Origin of the sequence: Changchengzhania lutea (genome assembly GCF_006974145.1) — a bacterium.
In the GTDB taxonomy this organism is placed as follows: domain Bacteria; phylum Bacteroidota; class Bacteroidia; order Flavobacteriales; family Flavobacteriaceae; genus Changchengzhania; species Changchengzhania lutea.
In genome coordinates this window covers 3,787,146-3,810,445 of sequence record NZ_CP039456.1, presented here as the reverse complement: position 1 = coordinate 3,810,445, position 23,300 = coordinate 3,787,146, and the positions used below count along the sequence as shown (strand labels likewise).

The following is a 23,300-nucleotide window of genomic DNA, read 5'->3' as shown; positions in this document are numbered from 1 at the left end:
TAAATGTAATTATAAAGACTTTAGTTCAATTCAGCTAACTTATATAATTCCAGATATTTTTATATTTTCCTAAAGACTTATAGGTGTCTAAAATAATTTTGTTTTCAGATGCTGAAAGCGTTGGGTCATTTTTAAGAATTTTTTTCGCATGGAATCTGGCATGCTGCAAAATATCATGGTCTTTAATAATGTCTGCAATTTTTAAATTTAGAATTCCACTCTGTTGTGTGCCCATAATATCTCCTGGGCCTCTTAGCCTTAAGTCTACTTCTGCAATTTCAAAACCATCGTTAGTTCTTACCATGGTTTCTAAGCGGGTTTTACTATCGCTACTCAATTTATGACTCGTCATTAAAATACAATAACTTTGCTCTGCGCCACGCCCAACACGCCCGCGTAATTGATGTAATTGAGACAATCCAAACCGCTCTGCACTTTCTATAATCATAACTGAGGCATTCGGAACATTAACGCCCACTTCAATAACGGTGGTCGCCACCATAATTTGGGTTTCTCCCTTAATAAAACGCTGCATTTCGTAATCCTTATCTGCGGGTTTCATTTTGCCGTGTACAATGGATATTTGGTACTTAGGTAGTGGAAAATCTCTAGCAATACTTTCGTAACCATCCATCAAATCTTTATAGTCCATAGCGGAACTTTCTTGAATTAAAGGATAAACAATATAAACTTGTCTTCCTTTTTCAATTTCATCACGCATAAAGCGGAACACATTTAACCGATTTTTATCGTAACGATGAACGGTTTTAATCGACTTTCTGCCGGGAGGTAATTCGTCAATCACTGAGATGTCCAAATCACCATAAACAGACATGGCCAAAGTACGAGGAATAGGGGTGGCCGTCATTACTAAAACATGTGGTGGAATTGGAGCCCCACTAATCTCCCCAGAGGGGAGACTTTTTAAACGGTCTTCAATATATATTAATACATGATCAATATCTCCAATTATTTGTTCGTTAGTAAATCGGATAACTTTAAAACCTATTTCACTTAATATTTGGGTACGCAAAGTATCTGCTTCCTTTTGTTTAATAGTATGGTGATAACCTCCATCAATTTCAATAATTAAATTCTTTTCCAAGCAAACAAAGTCAACTATAAATTCATCAATAATATGTTGTCTTCTAAACTTATGGTCAAGTTTTTTGTTTCTTAAATATTTCCATAAAATGGATTCAGCTTGCGTGCTGTATTTTCTATTTTCAGCTTGAAGTTCTTTTAATAATTTATATGTCGACGGACGAGCAGTCATGTACTTTTGACGGATGGATTTTGCGTCCTCCCATTGGGAGGATTGAGAAGGGCCTTTATGCCATAATTTACTTCGTTGCGCCACTCCAAATCGATGCTGTTCATCTATTATGGCGAGTCCTAAATTCTTGAATTTCACCTTATCTTCAAGTAGCGCGTGCGTACCGATAAGGATGTTTAATTCACCATTTTCAAGCGATTCGTGAATTGTTCTTCTGTTTGAAGTTTTAGTTGATCCTGTGAGTAATTTTATACTGATATTCAAATCTTTACATAGACTATGTAATCCATTATAGTGTTGTACTGACAAAATTTCAGTCGGCGCCATTAGGCAGGCTTGAAAACCGTTGTCAAGTGCTATTAACATTGACATGAACGCTACAATGGTCTTTCCGGAGCCCACATCGCCTTGTAAAAGCCGATTCATTTGTGCATTACTTCCCAAATCGGCTCTAATTTCTTTTAAAACACGTTTCTGCGCATTGGTTAATTCAAAGGGTAAATGGTTTTTAAAAAATGAGTTGAAAAGCTTGCCAACGTGGTCAAATGGAAATCCTTTTATTTTTGATTTATGAATCAAATTTTTACGGATTAATTGCAATTGAATATAAAATAATTCTTCAAATTTTAACCGGTATTGGGCCTTTGAAAGGAGTTCTTGATTCTTGGGAAAATGGATGTTGAAAAGCGCAGATTTTTTATCGATTAATTTTAATTCTGAGCGTAATTGCTCTGATAAGGTTTCAATAAACTTGCCATTGGTCTCGATGAAGAGTTGTTGCATGATTTTGCCAATAACCCGATTCGAAATACCTTTATTTGATAATTTTTCGGAGGAAGGATAAATGGGCTGCATCGCAGAGCGTAAGTTTTTTTCATGTGCTTCAACCAGTTCAATATCTGGATGGGGCATATTGAATTTACCACTGAACCAGTTGGTTTTTCCAAAAATGACATAGGGCTTATTGAGTTCGAGTGTCTCCCGAATCCATTTTTGTCCACGAAACCAGACCAATTCCATGGTTCCTGTATCATCTTGAAAAGTGGCCACAAGACGTTTTCCTCTTTTTTGAGCAACGTCCTTAAACCCTATAATTTTTCCAATTACCTGCACATCTGCGGTATTTCGTTGTAGCTGATTGATTTTGTAGTACCGTGTTCTGTCTATATATCTGTTGGGGAATAAGTTGATTAAATCTTGGTAGGTATGTATGCCCAACTCCTTTCGAAGCAAATCGGCCCGATTTGGGCCAACGCCTTTTAAGTAATCGATAGGAGTTTGAAGGTTAACACTCATAAAGGCGAATTTAGGGTATTTCAATTAAGATTAAAAGTACTATTTTGGTCTAATCATTGCTGTCTACAAATCATGAAACATCTCATTTTATTCATCTACTTAATTTGCCATGTTTTTTATGCGCAGCAAATTGATGCTGTCGATTTTAATCAGGTTACGGCAAAACTTGATATAAACCCCTATGAGAAGTCAGTTGCAGGTTCGGTAACCTACACTTTCGATATTTTAAAACCCGTGGATTCCATTTTTATTGATGCGCAGAAGATGGCGTCTGAGAGTGTTTACTTTAATAAAGAAGCTGTTGCAACGCACAATGATGGGACTAAATTATGGTTGATTCATGATTTTCAACCTTCTTCAAATAATGAAATTCGTCTCAGTTATAAAGCTACACCAAAAAAAGCTATGTATTTTATTGGTTGGGGAAACCCTTCAGTAGGCTCAGGGCAAATTTGGACCCAAGGTCAAGGGAAATACACCAGTAATTGGCTCCCTAGTTTTGATGATATGAATGAAAAATTGGAATTTGATTTGACTGTTACTTTTGATAAAGACTATAAAGTCATTGCAAATGGAAAACTAATAGAAAAACAAATCAACGACTCAACAACGACTTGGCATTACGATATGCAGCAGCCTATGTCTAGCTATTTGGTGGCTTTGGCTATTGGTAATTACGATAAAAAGTTAGCGTATTCTAAAAGTGGAATTCCTTTAGAAATGTATTACTACCCAGAGGATTCGACAAAATTTGAACCGACCTATCGCTATACAAAACAGATATTTGATTTTTTGGAAGAAGACATTGGTGTCCCATATCCTTGGCAAAATTATAAGCAAGTTCCTGTCAAAGACTTTTTGTATGCTGGAATGGAAAACACAAGTACCACTATTTTTTCTGATGGTTTCGTTATTGATTCTATTGCATTTGTGGATAAAAATTATGTCAATGTCAATGCTCATGAATTAGCACACCAATGGTTTGGCAATTTAGTCACTGAAACTTCCGGAACACACCACTGGTTACAGGAGGGATTTGCTACCTATTATGCATTATTAGCAGAGAAGGCTGTGTTTGGAGATGATTATTACTATTGTAGGCTCTACGAATACGCTCAAGAATTATTGGAACAAGACCAAGCGGGAGGAAGTACTTCGCTTTTGGACCCTAATTCCAGTGGTGCAACGTTTTACAAAAAAGGCACTTGGATATTACATTTGTTACGAGAAAAAGTAGGGGATAAGGTTTTTAAAACGGCAGTTAAAAATTATTTGTTAAAATATCAATTTAAAAATGTGGAGACTGATGATTTTATAAATGAAGTTGAGCGCGTGAGTGGTCAAGATTTGGATGAATTTGTTCAAGATTATTTAATAAATACTGAATCGTTTCGAACTGAATTAATAAAACGGTCAAGTGAAATTCTAAACATTAAATATCCGAATCAAAGTGGAGCAAGTTTTAAGTTACAATTGGAATCATCAAAATTATATGTTGATTGGGATGCAGCTTTTCATGGGATTAGCGATTTTTATAGAGTATCTGTTTTTAAGGAATTGATGAAAGACACAACGGTTGATAATAGGAAGCTGATCAGGTCTGTTCTAAAATCAAAGGATTTAAAAGTTCGTCAAGAAGTTGCTAAAACCATGTCTCAGATGCCTTCAGAATTAAAAGCAGATTATGAAACGCTTTTAACCGATACATCATATGTAACTATCGAAGCGGCATTGTTCAATCTCTGGCAAAGCTTTCCGCAAGAGCGAAACCAATACCTAGGTCAGACTAAAGGTATTCAGGGTTTTAATGATAAAAATATTCACATTCTTTGGCTAACACTTGCTTTAATTACTGAAGATTTTGAGCTCCAAAATAAATACCGGTACTTTGACGAATTAACGGATTATACTAGTCCGAAATATGGTTTCGAAATCCGCCAGAATGCTTTTCAATATTTAGCGCAAATAAATGCGTGCCGTGAGGCATGTCAAAAAAATCTAAATCAAGCTACCAATCATCATAATTGGCGGTTTTCAAAGTTTGCGAAAGAGGTGTTAAAAAATTAATTGATTTTGGGTTTTTGTTTCATCAATTATTTAAGTAATATTAGCTTAAATTAACATTAAAACTATAATGAAAGCATTAGTGATTTCTGGTGGTGGTAGTAAAGGGGCTTTTGCCGGAGGCGTTGCGCAATATCTTATCGAAACTAAGAAAAAGCAATATGATATTTTTATCGGCACGTCAACCGGAAGTTTACTTGTGTCCCATTTAGCACTTAATAATGTTGAAAAAATAAAGCAAGTTTACACCAGTGTCAATCAAGGTTCCATATTTAGTAGATGCCCATTTCTTATTAAAAAAAAGAGAGGCATTGAAACTATAAAAATAAACCACTTTAATGTCATAAAAAATATTATGAAGGGCAGTAAGACCTTCGGAGAAAGCCATAATTTAAAACAACTTATTAGACAGACCCTCACTAAAAATGAATTTATACATATTAAAAACAGTACAAAGGATGTGGTAGTAACCGTTTCAAATTTATCTTTGAATCAAGTGGAATACAAGTCAATCAAGGATTTTACTTATGAAGAATTCTGTGATTGGATTTGGGTTTCCTGTAATTACACGCCATTCATGACTTTGGTAAAAAAAGGCGGTTGTGAATATGCTGATGGTGGATTAGGGTCCATGGTTCCTATTGAAGAAGCTATAAAAAGAGGCGCTACCAGTGTTGATGCCATTATATTGCAAACAGAGACCAACCAATTAAACAGAATGTCCTCCAGAAATCCATTTTCCTTACTAACAAATATGTTCAGTTTTATGCTTGATAGAATTGAAGCCCAAAATATCAGAATTGGTAAATTTGTCGCAAATCATAACGAAGCCATTATAGATTTTTATTATGCACCAACCGTTCTTACCACCAATTCATTAATTTTTGACAAAGAAAAGATGGTGAAATGGTGGAAAAGTGGTTATGTTTACGCCAAATATAAGAACGAACAATTAAGCCCTTTAGAAACAGAATGAAAGCATTGGTAATTTCAGGTGGCGGTAGTAAAGGCGCCTATGCAGGTGGTGTAGCTCAATATTTAATACAGGAGGAGGGACGCAACTATGATATGTATTTGGGGACTTCTACCGGTAGTTTGCTCGTACCGCATCTGGCTGCAGGACAAATTGATAAACTTTATAATATTTTCACGAGTGTCAATCAAAATGACATATTTAGTGTGAATCCATTCGTAATCCGTAAAAAGGGTGATCGGGAATTTGTATCGATAGATTTTTTAAATGTGCTCTGGCAATTTATAAAAATGAAGCGAACGTTTGGAGAAAGTAAGTCTTTAAGAAGGCATATAAACAGGAATTTTTCAAAGGAAGAGTATAATAACATCATAGCAAATAAAGAGGATGTCGTGGTGACGGTTTCTAACTTATCTAAAAATAGAGTAGAGTATAAGTCTATTAAGGATTTTACTTATGAAGAATTTTGCGATTGGATATGGATCTCTTGCAATTACATACCGTTTATGTCCTTAGTTAAAAAGGATGGTTTTGAGTATGCCGATGGCGGTTTAGGTTGTGTGGTGCCCATTCGCGAAGCTATTCTAAGAGGTGCTACTGAAGTGGATGCGGTAGTTTTAGAGTCTGAACATATGGAATACAATAAGGTTTTGGGTAAAAATCCATTCTCGTTAATGATTAATCTATTTGGGCATTTATTAGATCAGGTGGAACGTAGTGATATCACCATAGGGAAACTGGCGGCAAAAAATAAAAATGTGAAACTTAATATATATTACACACCTTCTAAACTCACTGAAAATTCGCTTATTTTTAATAAGAAGCTAATGAAGTCTTGGTGGGAACAAGGTTTTGAGTATGCTAGTGAAAAGCATAACCTCGATAAATCAAATAAAATTCGCATCGAGTAATTTACCACATATCTGAAACTTCTTCCTTAATAAAAGAAAGTGCCGCATCACTTGGCGAACGGCGTTCCATCATTTCTGTTAAAACCACCTCACGAAGTTTATTTGCAGTATCTGTTTTTTCAGATAAATTAGCTTTCCTTATCAATTGAATCGTAGCATTTTTAGCCGTGGTAATAATGCTCCAACAGCGGTCTGATACGTAAATTTGTTGTGATAAATTGTGTTCAAATTCTTGTTCAATGCTTTGTATAATTAAAGCTTCGTAATCATCTTTATTTGAGCTAGTTGGGGTTATTCTTATCAGTAATTTTGATGGCGAAATCCGCTCTAAAAAAATAGCCATGCGTTCATAGGCTTGTAAGCGCAATGGCATGGCGTTTATTTGCATATCTTTTTTTAAAAGAAAGCGTCTTCTTCCGTCTTCATTTTTGGTGTGCTCCCTAAAAAAATAATAAGCGATAAGACCCGTTATTAAAGACGGAATAGCGAATAAAAAGAGGTCGATAATTCTGTTGGCGTCCATAATATATTAATTCGTTTTAAGGTTACTTTTAGCTCCCCCCAAATATAAACAATCTTTTAATTCTTGCATTCCATGAAATGGAACGGGCAATTTGTCATAGAGATATGTTCTGTTTAATTCTTGCGAGAGATTGTGGTCGTCAACATTCATTTCAATATCACCCATCTTAAATTGACAAGGATGTTCGTAACCTGCGGCATGTGTTATCTCTAAGAATTCTTTTCTAAAGGTTTTGAAATACTGTGCTAAGCGTTCAGATTTTAAAGGCACATCAATACCACGCTGTAACCATTTATTTTGAGTCGCCACACCACTTGGGCATCTGTTGGTGTGGCACACCTGTGCTTGGATACAACCAATACTCATCATGGCTTCTCTTGCTACATTGATACAATCTGCTCCCATAGCAAAGGCCATAGCCGCTTTTCCAGGGAATCCTAATTTCCCGCTTCCTATAAACACGATTCGGTCTGCAAGTCCTTTATCCAAAAATAATTTATATAAATCACCAAATCCATAAACCCAAGGGAGAGACACATGATCGGCAAAACTTGGCGGTGCAGCACCAGTGCCACCTTCGCCACCATCAACGGTTATAAAATCTGGTCCTCTACCAGTAGTCTTCATGATATCTGCTAATTCTTCCCATTGCTCTAATTTACCAATAGCGGCTTTTATACCCACGGGCAATCCCGTTTCCTCGGCAATAGCTTCAATAAAATCGACCATTTCAGGAATGGTGGTAAATGCTTTATGGTTAGGAGGCGAAAGCACATCTTTGCCTACAGGAACTCCTCTAATATCTGCAATTTCCTGACTTATTTTTGATCCTGGAAGAACACCACCTTTCCCCGGTTTAGCACCTTGTGAAATTTTTAATTCTATAGCCCGAATAAAAGGATTATCCTCAACCAGTTGTTTCATCTTTTCCATAGAAAAATGACCATCCTCAGCGCGTACCCCAAAATAACCAGTTCCAAAATGAAACACAACATCGCCACCATGACTGTGATATGGGGATAGGCCACCTTCACCGGTATTGTGATAAGCATGGGCCATTTTAACACCTTTATTTAAGGATTCTATCGCTTTCGCGGATAATGAACCAAAACTCATCGCTGAAACATTAATAACTGAAGCGGGTCTGTATGGCTTTTTACGTTTATGAAACGCTCCCATAACTTTGGCACAGGGTAAGAAGTATTTATTCGTTGCATTTGGATGATTTTCCTCTACTTTATAAGGAATCATGGCATTATTGATAAAAATATGCTGATGCGCATAAATATCTCTATCGGTGCCGAAGCCCTCATAATTGTTCTCACTTTTAGCAGAAGCATACACCCAACCTCGCTCAATACGGTTAAAAGGCAATTCTTCTCTATTATTAGCCACCAAATACTGCCTGAGTTCTGGGCCAATACCTTCTAACCAATATCTAAAATGGCCAACAATGGGGAAGTTTCTGCTAATGGTATGATGTCGCTGTACACGGTCCCTAATGGCAACTATTAATACAATAATGAGTACCCAAACCCACCACGGTACGTTTGATAAAAAGTTTAAAATAGGATCCATGCTAGTTATTTAAAAAGTCAAAGGTAATTTGTGTTAATGCTTTTACTCCTAATAGTAATCCGTCTTCATCAATAGTGAAATCTGGAGTATGGTGTGGAAATGATTCAACAGCACCAGGTGTCATTCCACCAACAAAGAAATAAAAACCAGGAATTACTTCTTGGAAATATGAAAAATCTTCACCCCCTGTTGTGGCTTTCATAATAGTTACATTTTTTTCCCCTGCTACTTTTTTCAGACTTGGGAGCATGTTATTTACCAGCTCTGGATTATTATAAGTAATGGCTGTGAAATTCTCAAATGTAATGGTGGCAGAACCGCCATAGGCTTTTGCTATGGTTTCTACCATCTCATGCATGCGTTTCACGATTAATGTTTTCATTTCAGGATTTAGTGTTCGCAAGGTTCCAATCATTTCTGCAGATTCTGGAATGATGTTAAATCGTGTGCCACTCGTAATTTTGCCAACGGTGATTACGGCAGCTTCTTCAATTAATTTGGCTTCTCTACTTATAATGGTTTGTAGCCCATCAATAATTTTTGCAGAAATTAATATAGGATCTACGCCAGACCAAGGTTGTGAGCCATGGGTTTGCTTTCCTTTAACATGAATTGTAAATCGCTCTACGGCCGCCATAATACCTTGAGTTTTATATTTTATGGTTCCAACTGGGGTTTGGGAATTGATGTGTAATCCAAAAATAGCATCCACTTTAGGGTTTTCTAAAACACCCTCTTTAATCATTAGTTTTGCACCGCCTTCTTCACCAGGTGGTGGCCCTTCTTCTGCGGGTTGAAAAATAAACTTTACAGTACCGTTTATTTTATCCTTGTTATTGGAAAGTATTTCGGCAACACCCATCAAGATAGCGATATGCGTGTCGTGACCGCAGGCATGCATCACCCCAGTTTCTGTATTTAAAAACGTGGTTTTAACTTCAGATTTAAAAGCTAGATTATTTCTCTCGGTTACAGGCAAGGCATCAATATCTGCGCGTAACGCAATAACCATACCTGATTGTTTTCCTTTTAATAAGGCAACAACACCTGTATGCGCCACACCTGTTTGAACTTCTAAACCCAAGGATTTTAAATGTTTTGCAATTTTTTCGGCTGTTTTAAACTCTCTGTTAGACAGTTCAGGATTCTGATGAAAATCGCGTCGCCACTCAATAACTTTTTCTTCAATAGCTTCGTATTGATCTTCTAAATTATTTTGTCCGAAACTGATTGTAATTCCGAAGAAAATAAAAATATAAATAAGGTATTTCATATTAATCTTGGTGGATTTTTTGGTGCTTAAAGATATTTAAAATAAATTGTTATAGACTATCGAATATATATATCTTTGTACGATGCCCTCACATTTAAAAAAAACACTTATTATTCTATCCACAGTTTTTATAACTGTTCTCAGCTTATTAACATTAGCTAATTACCTCATTAAAAAAGAAATTTCAGATTACTTGGATGCTTTACCACAGCAGGTTAAGGTCCAGTATAAAGATATTTCGGTCAACGCTTTATTGGGAAATGCAACGTTAAAACACACCCGCTTTGCCGTATATGGAAACACTACAAAAAAGATAAAATTACAAGTAGGGTTTAAAGATATAAGTGTTGAAAATTTAAGTTATTGGGATATGCTGTTTAATGACAAAATTAGCATTAATGATATTAAATTACATCAGCCCAATATAATTTATTATCGTGATATGCTTGCAGATAGACCTCAATATTCCAAATTTTTAAGCAAGTCTAAGGGTAAATTAATAACCATTAATAATTTTGAAATCATAAATGGTAAAGCTAAGGTTCTAGATAAGGACTCTTTATTGTTTAGTACAAAACGCTTGAATTTAAAGTTAAATAATGTAAGCAATAAGGTTTCCAATAACAAAAACATGCCCATAGCTTTTACTGATTTTAATGTGCTGGCCAAATCAGTTGAATTAAAACTTGGTGAATTTGAAAGCTTACACTTAGGGGCATTTAGAATAAATAATACATCTGCTTCTGTAAAATCTATAGCATTAAAAACAATCTATTCTAAAGAAGATTTCTCAAAACAGATTAAAAATGAACGAGATCATTATAGTGTAACAGCAGATTCTATTATTTGTAGTTCCTTGGAATTAGGTTTTAAACAGGATAGTATATTTAATGTTGAAGGAGAATCCATGACCATTTTCAAACCTAAATTAGCAGTTTATAGAGATAAGTTGGTGGCAGATAATTACAAACAAAAAAACTTATATAGTAAAACGCTTAGAGATTTAAGTTTTGACCTTGCCCTGCATACTATTAATATTGTAGAGGGAGAATTTCTATATGAGGAAAGCGTTAATTATAATGCTTATCCAGGTAAACTCAGGTTTACAGCATTAGAGTCCAGATTAAAAAATGTAAGCAATACCTATGGTGAGGGTTCTATAAAAACCACTATAGAAACAGATGCTATATTTATGGAGAATACATCTATAAAATCCCATTGGGAATTTGATGTGAATAATATAAATGACAATTTTATTTTTAAGGCACAAGTGGGAATGCTTAAAGCAGCGCATATGAACCAGTTTATGGAACCCAATTTAAATATAAAGTTAAAGGGTGAACTTCTTGAAACCTATTTTACTATTGATGGTAACAACCATGCATCTGCAATAGATTTGAAGATGAATTATGATGAGTTTGCCATTGAGGTTTTAAAAGCGAACGGCAGGGAGAAAAACAAACTTTTATCTACCATTGCTAATCTTTTGGTATCTAATAACAGCAAAAAAAGGAAAAGTAATTTTTCGGAAGGTAAAAAAACAGGTATTGAAAGAGATAAAACCAAATCTGTTTTTAACTTTTTATGGCTTAGTGTAAAAGCGGGGCTTATTGACGCCATGATGTAATTTGTTTATAATTATTAATAATTCCACTTAATTAAACGCGTTACAATGGTTAATTTCACGCTGTAAAATCACTATAGTTTGGAGAAATATTTAAGTCAGTTAAATGAAGCACAATTAGAGGCCACATTGCAAAAAGATGGCCCTATGATTATTATTGCTGGTGCGGGATCGGGAAAAACGCGTGTGCTTACTTTTAAAATTGCCTACCTCATGAGTCAGGGTGTAGACCCTTTTAATATCTTGTCGTTAACCTTTACCAATAAAGCGGCTCGCGAGATGAAAGACCGTATCGCAACGATAGTTGGAGCCAGTGAAGCTAAGAACTTATGGATGGGCACCTTCCACTCCGTTTTTGCCAAAATTTTACGCATTGAAGCCGATAGGTTAGGCTATCCCAGTAATTTTACAATTTATGACACCCAAGATTCCGATAGGTTAATCGCTTCTATTATCAAGGAGATGCGTCTTGACAAAGATATTTATAAGTACAAGCAAGTACGTTCAAGAATCTCATCGTATAAAAACAGTTTGATTACGGTACGGGCATATTTTCAAAATCCTGAATTAGTTGAGGCAGATACCATGGCGAGACGCCCAAGAATGGGTGATATTTATAAAGAATATGTAGAGCGCTGTTTCAAGGCGGGCGCTATGGATTTTGATGATTTACTTTTAAAAACCAATGAGTTGCTTACCCGTTTTCCAGAAGTGCTCATGAAATATCAAAATCGTTTTAAATATATTTTGGTTGATGAGTATCAAGATACCAATCATTCACAGTATTTAATTGTTAGGGCGTTATCAGATAAGTTTCAAAATATTTGTGTTGTAGGTGATGATGCCCAAAGTATCTATGCGTTTAGGGGCGCTAATATTAACAATATCTTAAATTTTCAAAAGGATTATGACGACGTCAACGTTTTCAGATTAGAACAAAATTACCGATCTACTAAAAATATTGTAAACGCTGCCAATTCGGTAATTGATAAAAATCAGACCAAGCTTGATAAAATCGTTTGGACTGCTAACGATGAAGGGACGCAAATTAAGGTCAATCGTTCCTTAACCGATGGCGATGAAGGCCGATATGTGGCCAGTACTATTTTAGAAACCAAAATGCAAAATCAGTTATTGAATAGCGATTTTGCAATCCTTTATAGAACCAACGCACAATCTCGTGCTATTGAAGATGCGTTGCGTAAGCGTGATATTCCGTATAGAATCTATGGAGGCACATCATTTTATCAAAGAAAAGAGATTAAGGATGTGCTGTCTTACTTACGACTCATTATCAATCCTGCGGATGAAGAAGCCTTAAAGCGAGTTATTAATTTTCCACCACGGGGCATTGGGCAAACTACGGTAGATAAACTTATTGTTTCTGCAAATGGTTATAACAGAACCATTTTTGAAGTTATGAAGCATATCGATAAAACCGATGTAAAGGTCAATTCAGGTACGAAGACAAAACTTCAGAATTTTGTAACGCTTATTGAAAGTTTTCAGGTGTTGAACCAAACAGCTGATGTGTTTCAACTGGCAGACCATGTCACAAGAACCACTGGTTTAATTCGTGAATTCAATAAAGACGGTACGCCGGAAGGTGTTGCCCGAATGGAAAATATTGAAGAGCTTTTAAATGGCATGAAAGATTTTGTGGAAGGCCAAAAAGAACTGGCAGATACCACGGGCTCTTTAGCTGAATTTTTAGAAGATGTGGCATTGGCTACAGATTTGGATGCCGATAAGGGCGATAGTGACCATGTGGCGCTTATGACCATTCATCTAGCCAAAGGATTGGAATTTTCACATGTGTTTATCGTAGGCTTAGAGGAAGATTTATTTCCTAGTGCTATGAGTATGAATACCAGAAGTGAACTGGAGGAGGAGCGCCGATTGTTTTACGTAGCCCTTACACGTGCCGAAAAGCAAGCGTATTTAACCTATGCTTTATCACGCTACCGTTGGGGTAAATTAATCGATTCTGAACCGAGTCGTTTTATTGAGGAAATTGATGAACAGTATTTAGATATTGTGACCCCTATTGAAGAGCGTCGTTTCAATCCCATGCTCTCCGCCGATATTTTTGGTGATGTTGAGCCCAATAAAATAAGATATAAACCAGCAAAACAACCAGAATTTAAAAAAGGAAATAAAGCAAAAACTGACCCTGTAAAGTTTCAAGTATCAACGCCTAAAAACTTAAAACCAGTGGCACAATCTACTGGAACAACCAATTTATTTAATGATAAGCTCGTGGTTGGTAATGTGGTTAAGCACATTCGGTTTGGTACTGGCGAAGTCATGAAGATCGAGGGATCTGGACAAGACGTAAAGGCCGAAATTAATTTTCAACACGGTGGCATCAAGAAATTGTTATTGCGCTTTGCGAAATTGGAAATTATAGGATAATTATTTAACCATACAAACCGAGTTAATGTTACCCTCACCGTCATATTCTTTTACTGAATTATTAGGATCGGTAATCCATTGGCCATCCACAATAAATTTGTAATGGTGCTTTCCGCCTTTTAATGGTAGTACATATTTCCAACCATAATCCTTTTTTTCCATGACTAACTCATGTTCATTCCAATTATTAAAGGAACCTGAAAGAATGACTTTTTTTGCGTCGGTGTAGCCTCTAAGTTTAAAGGCGGTGTATTCCTTAATATTAATTACTGAGTTAAATTCATGAAATTCATTTCTTATTTTACTAATGTTATCTGGATCCTCCATCCATTGTCCATCAACAATAAATCGATACTCGTATACATCTGGTTTCATCTGTAAAGTCAGTTCCCAACCATCTTCAACTTTATTCATCTTGAACAAATTTTCATCCCATTTGTTAAAAGACCCTGCTAAAATGACCGATTTGGCATTTTCAAAGCCTTTTAGTTTAAAACAGGCGTTGCCATTTGGGTTTGGGTATGCGGTATACATTTTTAGATTATAAACACCGCTTATACGCATGCCATTTTTTATGGCTTTTGCAATATTAGGGTCTTTACTCGTAGGTTCTGCCCAATAAGCATTATTCACAACAAACTTAAACTCCCATGAAAATTCATCAGTGAAATCGTCTATGCTTTTTTTTAATTCGAATCTGTTTTCGTCAACTTGAGACATGTACCATTTATCTTTTGACCAACTATTAAATTCACCAGATACCACGACACTTTCAATATCTAAATCCTTAAAATCTTGTTTAAGTTTATAACTGTCAGGGGAAAACCTGTTATAGTCACGTTTATCAAATGAAAATATAATGGTATCTCCATCTATTCTATAACCTTTTAACTGACCGTTTTGTCCATACATGGTTATGCACATAAATGTAAAAATGAAGCATATTATATTTAGAGCACCTTTTTTCATTTAAAATCTATAGGGTAATTTATGAAATATAACTTTTCTTTTTTATAATTAATAATGGTTCTTTTTTGTACAAAGAACTCGTACCCCAATACACCATCTAAAGATGTGCCGAATGCTTCATTCATTTTATTTAAATTGGTTAGAACAGTTTGCATAGGGCCAAAATATACCGTGGGGCTTAGCTTAACACGATGCAATTTTCCTGCCATAACTTTAATGGTTTTATTTCCTATTCCAGTCAGTTTCAATCTTCGCTTGGGGATGAAATATTTGAGTGCGTGCTTATGAACACTTTTATTAATTTGATTAAATTCTGCTGCGGTATCCAAACCTAGTTTTACAGGTTGATAATTTACTGTGGCGTTTAGAACAATGGTATGATTTTTTAAGTTGAAATCTAAACTGTCAACAATTTTTTCCAAATAAACATGCTTATTTAATTTGTTACCTAATTTATCAACTTTTGTTAGGGTGATTTGGTTTAGGTGAAGGTCAACAAAAACTTCATAGTCTTTTAGAATATCATAACCTATGATACCTAATAATTTAATTTTTTTGCTTTTTTCTATATGACTTAAATCGAAAATATCAGAAGTTTTATTTTCAAGTTTGAAATTTTCAAGTATAAATTCCTTGATGCGTTTTTCGTAAATATTATCAATAGACTGCGAGATGCCTGAACTTGCTTTGCTGCTCTTCTGATGTTCGTATAGGTTATTGAAATGGACTTTATTCAAAATAAGGCTTTCTGAACCTGTATCGATTATGAAATTGCCTCGTTTATTAAATAGCTCTGCTTCAACAACTATTAAATGATCGACCAATTTAAAGGGGATGCGCGTGGTATACTCGTTTAAATACTCTGCTTTAGGAAATTTAATAGGATTCGTAAGGTCATTTGCAGCGTATGCAGCATAACCCGAAAGGTTTAAAATTAGTATATAAAAGAATGACCTAAGCATATTATTAAGACGCACATATGTTATAAATGTTACAGCATTTAATATAAATGGGTTTTAGTAAACACTTTTAATTTTGCCCAAGTATCTAAAAGACTTTCACCATCCCAACCGTGCCCTTCGTTTTCATATAAAGTAAATTCATTTTTAATGCCTAATACATTGAGCTTATCTCTTAAATCTGTGCCTTGTGTTATGGGAATCAATGGGTCTTTCCCACCGTTAAAAAGAATGGTTGGTGGAGATAAAACTTTAACTTGATGATAAGGGCTTACCTCTTCCAGATAATCGGTTGTTGCATTATCGGTGCCAAGCAGTAGTTGTAAGATTGGATTGGCGTTTTCTAAGTAGGCGGGATCTGTAAAATTTGTTGGGCCTACAATACTGCATACCATTTTCGTTTGAGAGTTCGTGTCAAAGGCATAGCTCCAAAGTAGGGCTAAATGCGCACCAGCGCTAACACCAACAAAACCAATATCGTTAGAAATAAAGTAATTGGAAGCATTTGTTTTTAAATAATTAACAACTTCTGTAATATCATCGAGCTGTTTGGGATACGCATCACTAAAACTAGTTGCTAATCTATAATTCATATTTACTATGGCAATTTCTGGCAAGTCCTGAAGGATGACATCTTTAATAGCATTCATTTCTGATTTATCACCAGATGTCCAACCACCACCGTGAATCAATATCATGATTTTTGTGTCTGTGGATCTATTAGCAGGAAGATATAAATTAAATTTCTGATCGATCTGGCTTCCGTATGAAACATCTAATTCTTGATAAAAGTTAAGTGACTCAGTCTCGATTGTTACTTCTTCGTTGCTCTTTGTGTCGTTAGAGCAATTAAAACATAGCATAAATAAACAGAAATAAAGGAAAGCATTTTTAATAGTCTGCATAACGAAAATAATTTTTACTTTGTAATCTCAAATGCAAGATATATATTATGGCTGAATTTTTAAGGATATATGAAGAGAATCCTAATCCAAAGGAGATTGAGAAAGTTGTAGCTGTCTTAAAAAAAGGAGGACTTATAATTTACCCAACGGACACCGTTTATGGTTTAGGTTGTGATATTAACAATATTAAAGCGCTTGAGCGTGTAGCTAGAATTAAGCAGGTAAAATTAGAAAAATCGAACTTTTCGTTTGTCTGCCACGATTTGAGCAATATAAGCGATTACGTCAAGCAGATTGATACCGCTGTGTTTAAAATATTGAAGCGTGCGCTTCCAGGGCCGTATACCTTTATACTTCCAGGTTCAAAATCATTACCAAACCCTTTTAAAAAGCGAAAAACGGTTGGTATCCGCGTTCCTAACAATAACATCGCTCTGGAGATTGTAAAACGTTTAGGTAACCCTATAATTTCTACTTCTATTTATGATGAAGATGCCGTTTTAGAGTATAGTACCGATCCAGAATTAATTTTAGAAAAATGGGATAATCTAGTAGATTTGGTGATAGATGGTGGTTATGGTGGCAATGAGGCATCTACAATTATTGATTTATCTGAGCAGGAACCTGTGATTGTGAGGGTAGGAAAAGGAAGTTTAGAAATATTTTAAATATCATTATTGTCCGATTAAAAATAGTTCGTTTAAAGAAAACCTTTGCGAACACAGGGTTTTCAAGGCTTATAAAAAAGAGGGGCTTGCTTTTTGCGATTACTGAAAAATTTTATTTTTTAGAAAGTTATGAATTTAAAGATTACTGTTTATCAATTAGTTACAAGCAAGTCTTTGTTCTTGGTTCTAACAGCAAAGCGGTCTTGATTTTTTAATCGGACAATAATGTTTAAATATTTAATCATTTCTGATTTATTTCATTCCAAAATTAAATTTTCATCAATTTATTAAGCATAAAAAAGCCCAATCTTTCAATTGGGCCCTTACTATTAAATTTGAGAAACTAATTAGTTGCCACCGGCCTCTAGGTTTTTCATTTCTTTTTCCACTAAATCATAGAATTGATCAATTTTAGGAAGTACAATAATACGTGTACGCCTGTTTCTTGCTCTGTTCTCAGCAGTATCATTATCTACTAAAGGTACATAAGAACTACGTCCCGCAGCAATAAGCCTTCCTGGATTGATTTCTAAATCCTGTAACACTCTAATCACCGATGTGGCACGTTTTACACTTAAATCCCAGTTGTCTATAAGTACACCACTTTGGTATGATCTGCTATCTGTGTGTCCTTCAACCATGCATTCAAAATCAGGTTTGCTCTTCACGACTTTAGCCACTTTAGCAAGTACTTCTTTAGCTTTAGTTGTTACGGTGTAACTTCCACTTTGGAATAACAATTTATCGGCAATTGAAATATAAACAACGCCTTTTTCAACATTCACTTCTATATCCGGATCGTTAATTCCTACTTCACGCTTAAAGCTTGTTACTAAAGCTAGTGTAACACTATCCTTTTTAGTTAAAGCATCTTGCAAACGTGTGATTTTTAAATCTTTTTCTCTTATGCTTTCTAATGTTTTTTCAACATTGCTGGCACCTTTAGAGGTTAAAAGCGTTAGGTCTTTGTTGCTAATTATTAAACTCTCATTGTTTTTACGTAAATCAACTATTTGCTCTTCTAGTGCAGTTGTTCTTGCAGTAGCAGCTGCTTTGTCTTCTAAACAAGCATTTAATTTTACGGTTGCAGAGTTAAGTAAATCTTGAGTTTCTTTTTGTTTTTCTTCTAGTGCTAAATATTCTTTTTTAGACACACATGAACTTAAAAGTAATAGTGCTGAAAAACTAAGTAATAGAACTTTTTTCATAATTATAAGATTAAATTTTTTGCGAATTGATTTCCGACAAAAGTATATAAAAAACAGTTGAATGTTGTACTGTTAACAAAACTTTTACTAACTATTTATAAACTTTTATAAACCGTCTTTCTAATTATGAAATATTCATAAATAATGGAAGTTTTTTGATAATAATTGGCTTTACGATAAATCTGTTTCCGCTGTGAAATCAATCTCGGCAAATGACTATAAAAACTGAAATGGGCTTTGATGATGCCTAGGGTATGCATGAATTTAAATTCAAACAAGAATTTAATACCAGCAATGCCGTCCAAAATAAGACGGACAAATATTAAAAACAACAAATTGCCCTTAGCGTTTTTAGTTAGCGCGAACAAACTGTTACGAAAATTTAAAAAGGTCTTCTTCGGATTTGAGTTGCTTAAGGTGGCGCCGCCAACATGATACACCACGGACTCATGCACATATTTAATATCATGTTTAAAGTGTTTTGCCCGCCAGCAAAAATCAACCTCTTCCATATGTGCAAAAAAGGTTTCATCTAAACCGTTTAGCTGGTCGTATACCTGACTTCTAACAAAAAAGCAAGCTCCAGAAGCCCAAAATATGTGGCTGTTCTCATCGTATTGGCCTGAATCTCTTTCAACAGTATTAAAAATTCTACCACGGCAATATGGGTAACCAAATTTGTCAATAAATCCACCTGCGGCACCCGCATATTCAAAATAATCCTTGTTATTGTAATCTAATAGTTTTGGCTGAATGATGGCTGTTTGTGGCTCGCTATTAAATGTTTTTATAATTGGGACTAACCAGTCTCTGGTCACTTCAACATCATTATTGAGTAAACAATAAACATCAGCATCTACGTGTTGCAAAGCATCATTATAGCCTTTTGAAAAACCGCCATTGGTTTTATTCTGAATAATATGAACCGTTGGGAAATTTGCTTTTATATAGGAGACCGACTCATCCGTCGAAGCATTGTCCGCTACATAAACACTCGCCTCGTCAGAATGTAGAATAACAAATGGTAAAAACTTTTCCAGCAATTTTTTTCCATTCCAATTTAAAATAACAATGGCTATTTTCATAGTTTAGAATAACTTGGAAGATTCTTTAAAAACTGATAACGCTCATTTTTAAAATCCATCTGGCAATAATAGTGATTTATTCCATTAGTAACCATTAAATAATCAGCGGACAAGGTGAGGTTATAGCGTGCAATTTGGTCAAAAGTAGATTGGTTAATTTCAATAGTTGCAGATTTGCATTCTACAATTAAATGAATAGTCCCATCCGGATTAAAAACTACAATATCATAACGCTTTGCTAAACCATTAACTTTCAGTTCTTTTTCAACGTTAATTAATGATTTCGGATAGCCTTTTTCCTGGATTAAATAGGCAACACAATGTTGTCTTACCCATTCTTCGGGTTGTAAAATCACGAATTTTTTACGAATAGCATCGAAAATAGAAACTTTATTTTCGCTATTTTTGAATCGAAACGTATATGTGGGGAAATTAAGTTTTTGCACTACACAAATTTGGTGATTTTTTTTTAATGGATGAAGTAAAACAGTTAGTAGCTGATATAAAAAACAGAAATCTGAAACCTATTTATTTTTTAATGGGTGAAGAACCCTATTATATTGATAAAATTTCAGATTATCTAGAGGCAAATGTCTTAACAGAGGAGGAGCGCGGGTTTAACCAAATGGTTCTCTATGGTCGGGACGTTACTGTTGAAGATGTTATAGGACATGCCAAGCGGTATCCCATGATGGCGGAATATCAAGTTATTATTCTGAAAGAAGCCCAAGACTTATCGCGTACTATTGAGAAATTATCAGCCTATGCGCTCAACCCACAACCCACAACCATTTTGGTTGTAAATTATAAGTATAAAAAAATTGATAAACGCAAAGCGCTTTATAAGGCCATTAAAAAAATAGGTGTGGTTTATGAAAGCAAAAAGCTTTATGAAAATCAGGTAGCAGATTGGATAAGAAGAACGTTATCTCCCAAAGGGTACACGATAGCACCAAAAGCAGCACAAATGCTTGTGGAGTTTTTGGGGAATGACCTGAGTAAGATTACTAATGAATTAGATAAAATTCAAATAATCCTACCAAAAGGAAATCAAATTACCCCAGAAATCATAGAGGAAAATATTGGTATCAGTAAGGACTATAATAATTTTGAATTAAGAAAGGCTATTGGCGAGAGAAATACCTTAAAAGCGCATCAAATAATAAAATATTTTGCTGAAAATCCAAAGGACAATCCCATGGTCGTTACCGTGTCGTTACTCTTTAGTTTTTTTTCTCAATTACTACACTTTCATGGTTTAAAAGATAAATCTCCAAGGAGTGTGGCCTCGGCATTAAAAGTGAACCCATATTTTGTTAATGACTATATCAACGCAGCTCGAAATTTTCCAATGAGAAAGGTTAGTGGCATTGTAGCTACCTTAAGAGAATTCGATTTAAAAAGTAAAGGTGTTGGTGCTAGCGGTGTACCACAAGGGGATTTGCTAAAAGAGTTATTAATTAGAATATTATAACGATAATAGTTTATGAACGTCGATATTCATAAGAGTTGGAAGCCTCATTTAGACCTAGAGTTTAATAAACCCTATTTTAAAAGCTTAGCAAATTTTGTAAAGAACGAATATAAAAACCATCAGTGTTTCCCACTAGGGAATCAAATTTTTAATGCTTTTGAACACTGCCATTTTGATAATGTTAAAGTGGTCATTATTGGTCAAGATCCGTATCACAATTATGGACAAGCCAATGGATTGTGTTTCAGTGTTCACGATGGCGTTAAGCATCCACCTTCATTAAAAAATATTTTCAAGGAGATTGAGTCAGATTTGGGTATTTCATATCCAGAAAGTGGGAATTTGGACCGTTGGGCAAAACAGGGTGTTTTATTATTAAATGCTACATTAACGGTAAGGGCTCATGAAGCTGGAAGTCATCAAAAGATGGGTTGGGAAACTTTTACAGATGCTGTAATTGAACTAATAAGCACTAAAAAAGAGCAAGTCATGTTTTTGCTTTGGGGAGGTTATGCAAAAAGTAAAATAAAACGTATTGATACGGAAAAACATAAAACACTGATGTCAGGACATCCATCTCCGCTTAGCGCAAATAGAGGACACTGGTTTGATAACAAGCACTTTAGTAAAACTAACTTCCTGTTGGAGCAAGCGTGTGAGATTCCAATTCAATGGTAAATTCTGGCTTGAATATTACAGGTTGTTTATTGGTTTTAACTCCTTTTGGAGTTTTATTACAGCTAAATATTAGTAATATAAAATTAATTGCTACTAATAAAGTAACGGAAATAGTAATGATTAATAACATAAGCATTGGGGTTAAACTGTCGGCAAAATACACTAAATAAGGCTAAAGCGCAAATTTTATCGATTAAACTTTAATATTACCACAAATTTAATAAATAAAAGACTACAATGCAATACGTAGATACACGTATTTTTTTGTTCAAAAAAAACAAAATAAATATTGGTTTTTTGAGATTTTCTGAAAATTTTATTTAGTTTTTTAAGACGGCACTATTATGTATCATTATGGATATGGTTTTAAGTCTAAAATAGGCTTCACTCATATATAAATACCCACCTCTAGCGACGCGTTCAGAATTAGAGCCCCAAGAATTTTTTACTTTGTAGTACATGATGCCATTTTGATCTTTTACAAGTCCAGTAATATGCATCAAATGGTCATCTGTTGTATTAAAATTTTCAAATTCTTTTTGACGAAACTCTTGGGTTATTTCCTTTTCATTGGAAATACTTGTCAAGGCTGGGGATACATTTAAATCATTTTCAGGAATAATTGCTAATCCCGCTTTCGCTGAAAAAGTCTTTTCGCTAACATCGCAATCAAGTTCAACAGTGTAACCGGATTTCAGAGCATGGTTGGTAATTTGAACCATATCATCTAGTGGAACATTATAATAGCTGCCATTAGAGAAATTATCAGGTATATTTAAAATAAAGGTTGAGTTAAAGGGTACATGGCTAAATGACGTTATTGTGACATATTCATCAGGGTTAAGCTGAGTCATTTCTAAGAATGTCTTTGGTGTATACACAACTCCTTCATATTCAAACGTGGTAATATTTTTACCTAAAAATCCATCCAAAATAGCATCAAAGTCAGTGCTCCAGTTTGAAGTATATTCATGTGGATTTTTTATATATAAATCCAGCACAGTTTTTAAAGTATCAATCAATTTGCTGTGGTTGTGGCTAGTGGTGCCATCTTGAAGCCCAGAATATATGCTATTTGGTACCAATCCATATTCGCTAAGGCTGTTCATAACGTCATGTGCTAAGCCACCTTCACTAAACTGTGCTTTGCCTTGTCTCATAACATAATTCCAAGCCTTCGTTGGATACGTGTTTCTTACCGTAAACATTTCAGATAAATCAATACGTTTTCCCGTGAGACGTATAATTTCACTTTCTAAAAATGATGATGTTGAAAAACTCCAGCAGGTGCCTGTTTTACCTTGACTAATAACATCTGTAGCTTCAAGATCAACAATCGTTTCGAATTTATAAGCTTGGGAATTTCCAATAAAACAGGTAATCATTAAAAGAAGAAAGGCAATATTATTTTTCATATGAAG

Annotated in this window: 19 protein-coding genes; 8 read left to right on the top strand and 11 right to left on the bottom strand. The window is 34.8% G+C overall.

The genetic code is table 11. From position 1 onward, the window contains the following. Positions 1-34: 34 nt before the first annotated feature. Positions 35-2,572: a DUF559 domain-containing protein gene (locus FAF07_RS17140; protein WP_142786272.1), complete on the bottom strand. Its 2,538-nt coding sequence runs from the start codon at positions 2,570-2,572 to the stop codon at positions 35-37. A 72-nt stretch (positions 2,573-2,644) separates the two neighbouring features. Here FAF07_RS17140 and FAF07_RS17135 point away from each other — a divergent pair, with 72 nt between their 5' ends. The 3 genes from FAF07_RS17135 to FAF07_RS17125 all read left to right on the top strand — a co-directional run bounded on the left by FAF07_RS17135 (position 2,645) and on the right by FAF07_RS17125 (position 6,520). Continuing rightward, positions 2,645-4,639, top strand: coding sequence for a M1 family metallopeptidase (locus tag FAF07_RS17135; protein ID WP_142786271.1), 1,995 nt, complete (start codon positions 2,645-2,647; stop codon positions 4,637-4,639). Positions 4,640-4,706: 67 nt separating this feature from the next. After that, positions 4,707-5,612: a patatin-like phospholipase family protein gene (locus FAF07_RS17130; protein ID WP_142786270.1), complete on the top strand. Its 906-nt coding sequence runs from the start codon at positions 4,707-4,709 to the stop codon at positions 5,610-5,612. Next, positions 5,609-6,520: a patatin-like phospholipase family protein gene (locus tag FAF07_RS17125; protein ID WP_142786269.1), complete on the top strand. Its 912-nt coding sequence runs from the start codon at positions 5,609-5,611 to the stop codon at positions 6,518-6,520. Before FAF07_RS17130 ends, FAF07_RS17125 begins: the two co-directional genes overlap by 4 nt. A gap of 1 nt (position 6,521) precedes the next feature. Here FAF07_RS17125 and FAF07_RS17120 read toward each other — a convergent pair whose 3' ends face one another. Genes FAF07_RS17120 through FAF07_RS17110 form a run of 3 tightly spaced genes read right to left on the bottom strand, consistent with a single transcriptional unit; the run spans position 6,522 to position 9,894 of the window. Then, a complete protein-coding gene (locus FAF07_RS17120) occupies positions 6,522-7,043 on the bottom strand; it encodes a DUF7935 family protein (protein ID WP_142786268.1) in 522 nt (173 codons plus the stop codon). A gap of 6 nt (positions 7,044-7,049) precedes the next feature. Continuing rightward, positions 7,050-8,621: an FMN-binding glutamate synthase family protein gene (locus FAF07_RS17115; protein WP_142786267.1), complete on the bottom strand. Its 1,572-nt coding sequence runs from the start codon at positions 8,619-8,621 to the stop codon at positions 7,050-7,052. Between the two features lies 1 nt (position 8,622). After that, complete coding sequence (locus tag FAF07_RS17110; protein ID WP_142786266.1) at positions 8,623-9,894, bottom strand: amidohydrolase; 1,272 nt, start codon at positions 9,892-9,894, stop codon at positions 8,623-8,625. A gap of 82 nt (positions 9,895-9,976) precedes the next feature. Between FAF07_RS17110 and FAF07_RS17105 the strand changes: the two genes are divergently transcribed. Together FAF07_RS17105 and FAF07_RS17100 are read left to right on the top strand one after the other, a co-directional pair. After that, positions 9,977-11,521, top strand: coding sequence for a hypothetical protein (locus FAF07_RS17105; protein ID WP_142786265.1), 1,545 nt, complete (start codon positions 9,977-9,979; stop codon positions 11,519-11,521). A gap of 78 nt (positions 11,522-11,599) precedes the next feature. Beyond that, the gene (locus FAF07_RS17100) at positions 11,600-13,933 is read left to right on the top strand and encodes an ATP-dependent helicase (RefSeq protein WP_142786264.1); all 2,334 of its coding nucleotides are present in this window, start codon (positions 11,600-11,602) and stop codon (positions 13,931-13,933) included. Here the strand turns inward: FAF07_RS17100 and FAF07_RS17095 are convergent, their stop codons facing one another. The 3 genes from FAF07_RS17095 to FAF07_RS17085 are packed head-to-tail and all read right to left on the bottom strand — an operon-like array spanning position 13,934 to position 16,766. Beyond that, positions 13,934-14,845, bottom strand: a complete 912-nt coding sequence (locus tag FAF07_RS17095; protein ID WP_185956471.1) for a glycogen-binding domain-containing protein — start codon at positions 14,843-14,845, stop codon at positions 13,934-13,936. It lies immediately after the preceding gene. Between the two features lie 53 nt (positions 14,846-14,898). Next, positions 14,899-15,864 carry a pepsin/retropepsin-like aspartic protease family protein gene (locus FAF07_RS17090; RefSeq protein WP_142786262.1) on the bottom strand — a complete coding sequence of 322 codons (966 nt, stop codon included), beginning with the start codon at positions 15,862-15,864 and terminating at the stop codon, positions 14,899-14,901. A 38-nt stretch (positions 15,865-15,902) separates the two neighbouring features. Continuing rightward, on the bottom strand, positions 15,903-16,766 hold the full coding sequence (locus FAF07_RS17085; RefSeq protein ID WP_142786261.1) for an alpha/beta hydrolase: 864 nt from the start codon (positions 16,764-16,766) through the stop codon (positions 15,903-15,905). A gap of 47 nt (positions 16,767-16,813) precedes the next feature. On the opposite strand from FAF07_RS17085, the gene FAF07_RS17080 reads away from it, so the two are divergent. Next, positions 16,814-17,434, top strand: a complete 621-nt coding sequence (locus FAF07_RS17080) for an L-threonylcarbamoyladenylate synthase (RefSeq protein WP_142786260.1) — start codon at positions 16,814-16,816, stop codon at positions 17,432-17,434. 347 nt (positions 17,435-17,781) lie between these two features. On the opposite strand, the gene FAF07_RS17075 is transcribed toward FAF07_RS17080, so the two are convergent. The 3 genes from FAF07_RS17075 to FAF07_RS17065 all read right to left on the bottom strand — a co-directional run bounded on the left by FAF07_RS17075 (position 17,782) and on the right by FAF07_RS17065 (position 20,173). Further along, complete coding sequence (locus FAF07_RS17075; protein WP_142786259.1) at positions 17,782-18,642, bottom strand: OmpA/MotB family protein; 861 nt, start codon at positions 18,640-18,642, stop codon at positions 17,782-17,784. Between the two features lie 95 nt (positions 18,643-18,737). After that, positions 18,738-19,727, bottom strand: coding sequence for a glycosyltransferase family 2 protein (locus FAF07_RS17070; RefSeq protein ID WP_142786258.1), 990 nt, complete (start codon positions 19,725-19,727; stop codon positions 18,738-18,740). Further along, positions 19,724-20,173, bottom strand: a complete 450-nt coding sequence (locus FAF07_RS17065; protein WP_142786257.1) for a type I restriction enzyme HsdR N-terminal domain-containing protein — start codon at positions 20,171-20,173, stop codon at positions 19,724-19,726. The genes FAF07_RS17070 and FAF07_RS17065 overlap by 4 nt, the downstream gene beginning before the upstream one ends. A gap of 26 nt (positions 20,174-20,199) precedes the next feature. Here FAF07_RS17065 and holA point away from each other — a divergent pair, with 26 nt between their 5' ends. Both holA and FAF07_RS17055 read left to right on the top strand, forming a co-directional pair. Further along, positions 20,200-21,201 carry a DNA polymerase III subunit delta gene (gene holA, locus FAF07_RS17060; RefSeq protein ID WP_142786256.1) on the top strand — a complete coding sequence of 334 codons (1,002 nt, stop codon included), beginning with the start codon at positions 20,200-20,202 and terminating at the stop codon, positions 21,199-21,201. Positions 21,202-21,213: 12 nt separating this feature from the next. Next, positions 21,214-21,879, top strand: a complete 666-nt coding sequence (locus FAF07_RS17055) for a uracil-DNA glycosylase (protein ID WP_142786255.1) — start codon at positions 21,214-21,216, stop codon at positions 21,877-21,879. A gap of 320 nt (positions 21,880-22,199) precedes the next feature. Here FAF07_RS17055 and FAF07_RS17050 read toward each other — a convergent pair whose 3' ends face one another. After that, positions 22,200-23,294: a C1 family peptidase gene (locus tag FAF07_RS17050; RefSeq protein ID WP_142786254.1), complete on the bottom strand. Its 1,095-nt coding sequence runs from the start codon at positions 23,292-23,294 to the stop codon at positions 22,200-22,202. Positions 23,295-23,300 lie beyond the last annotated feature (6 nt).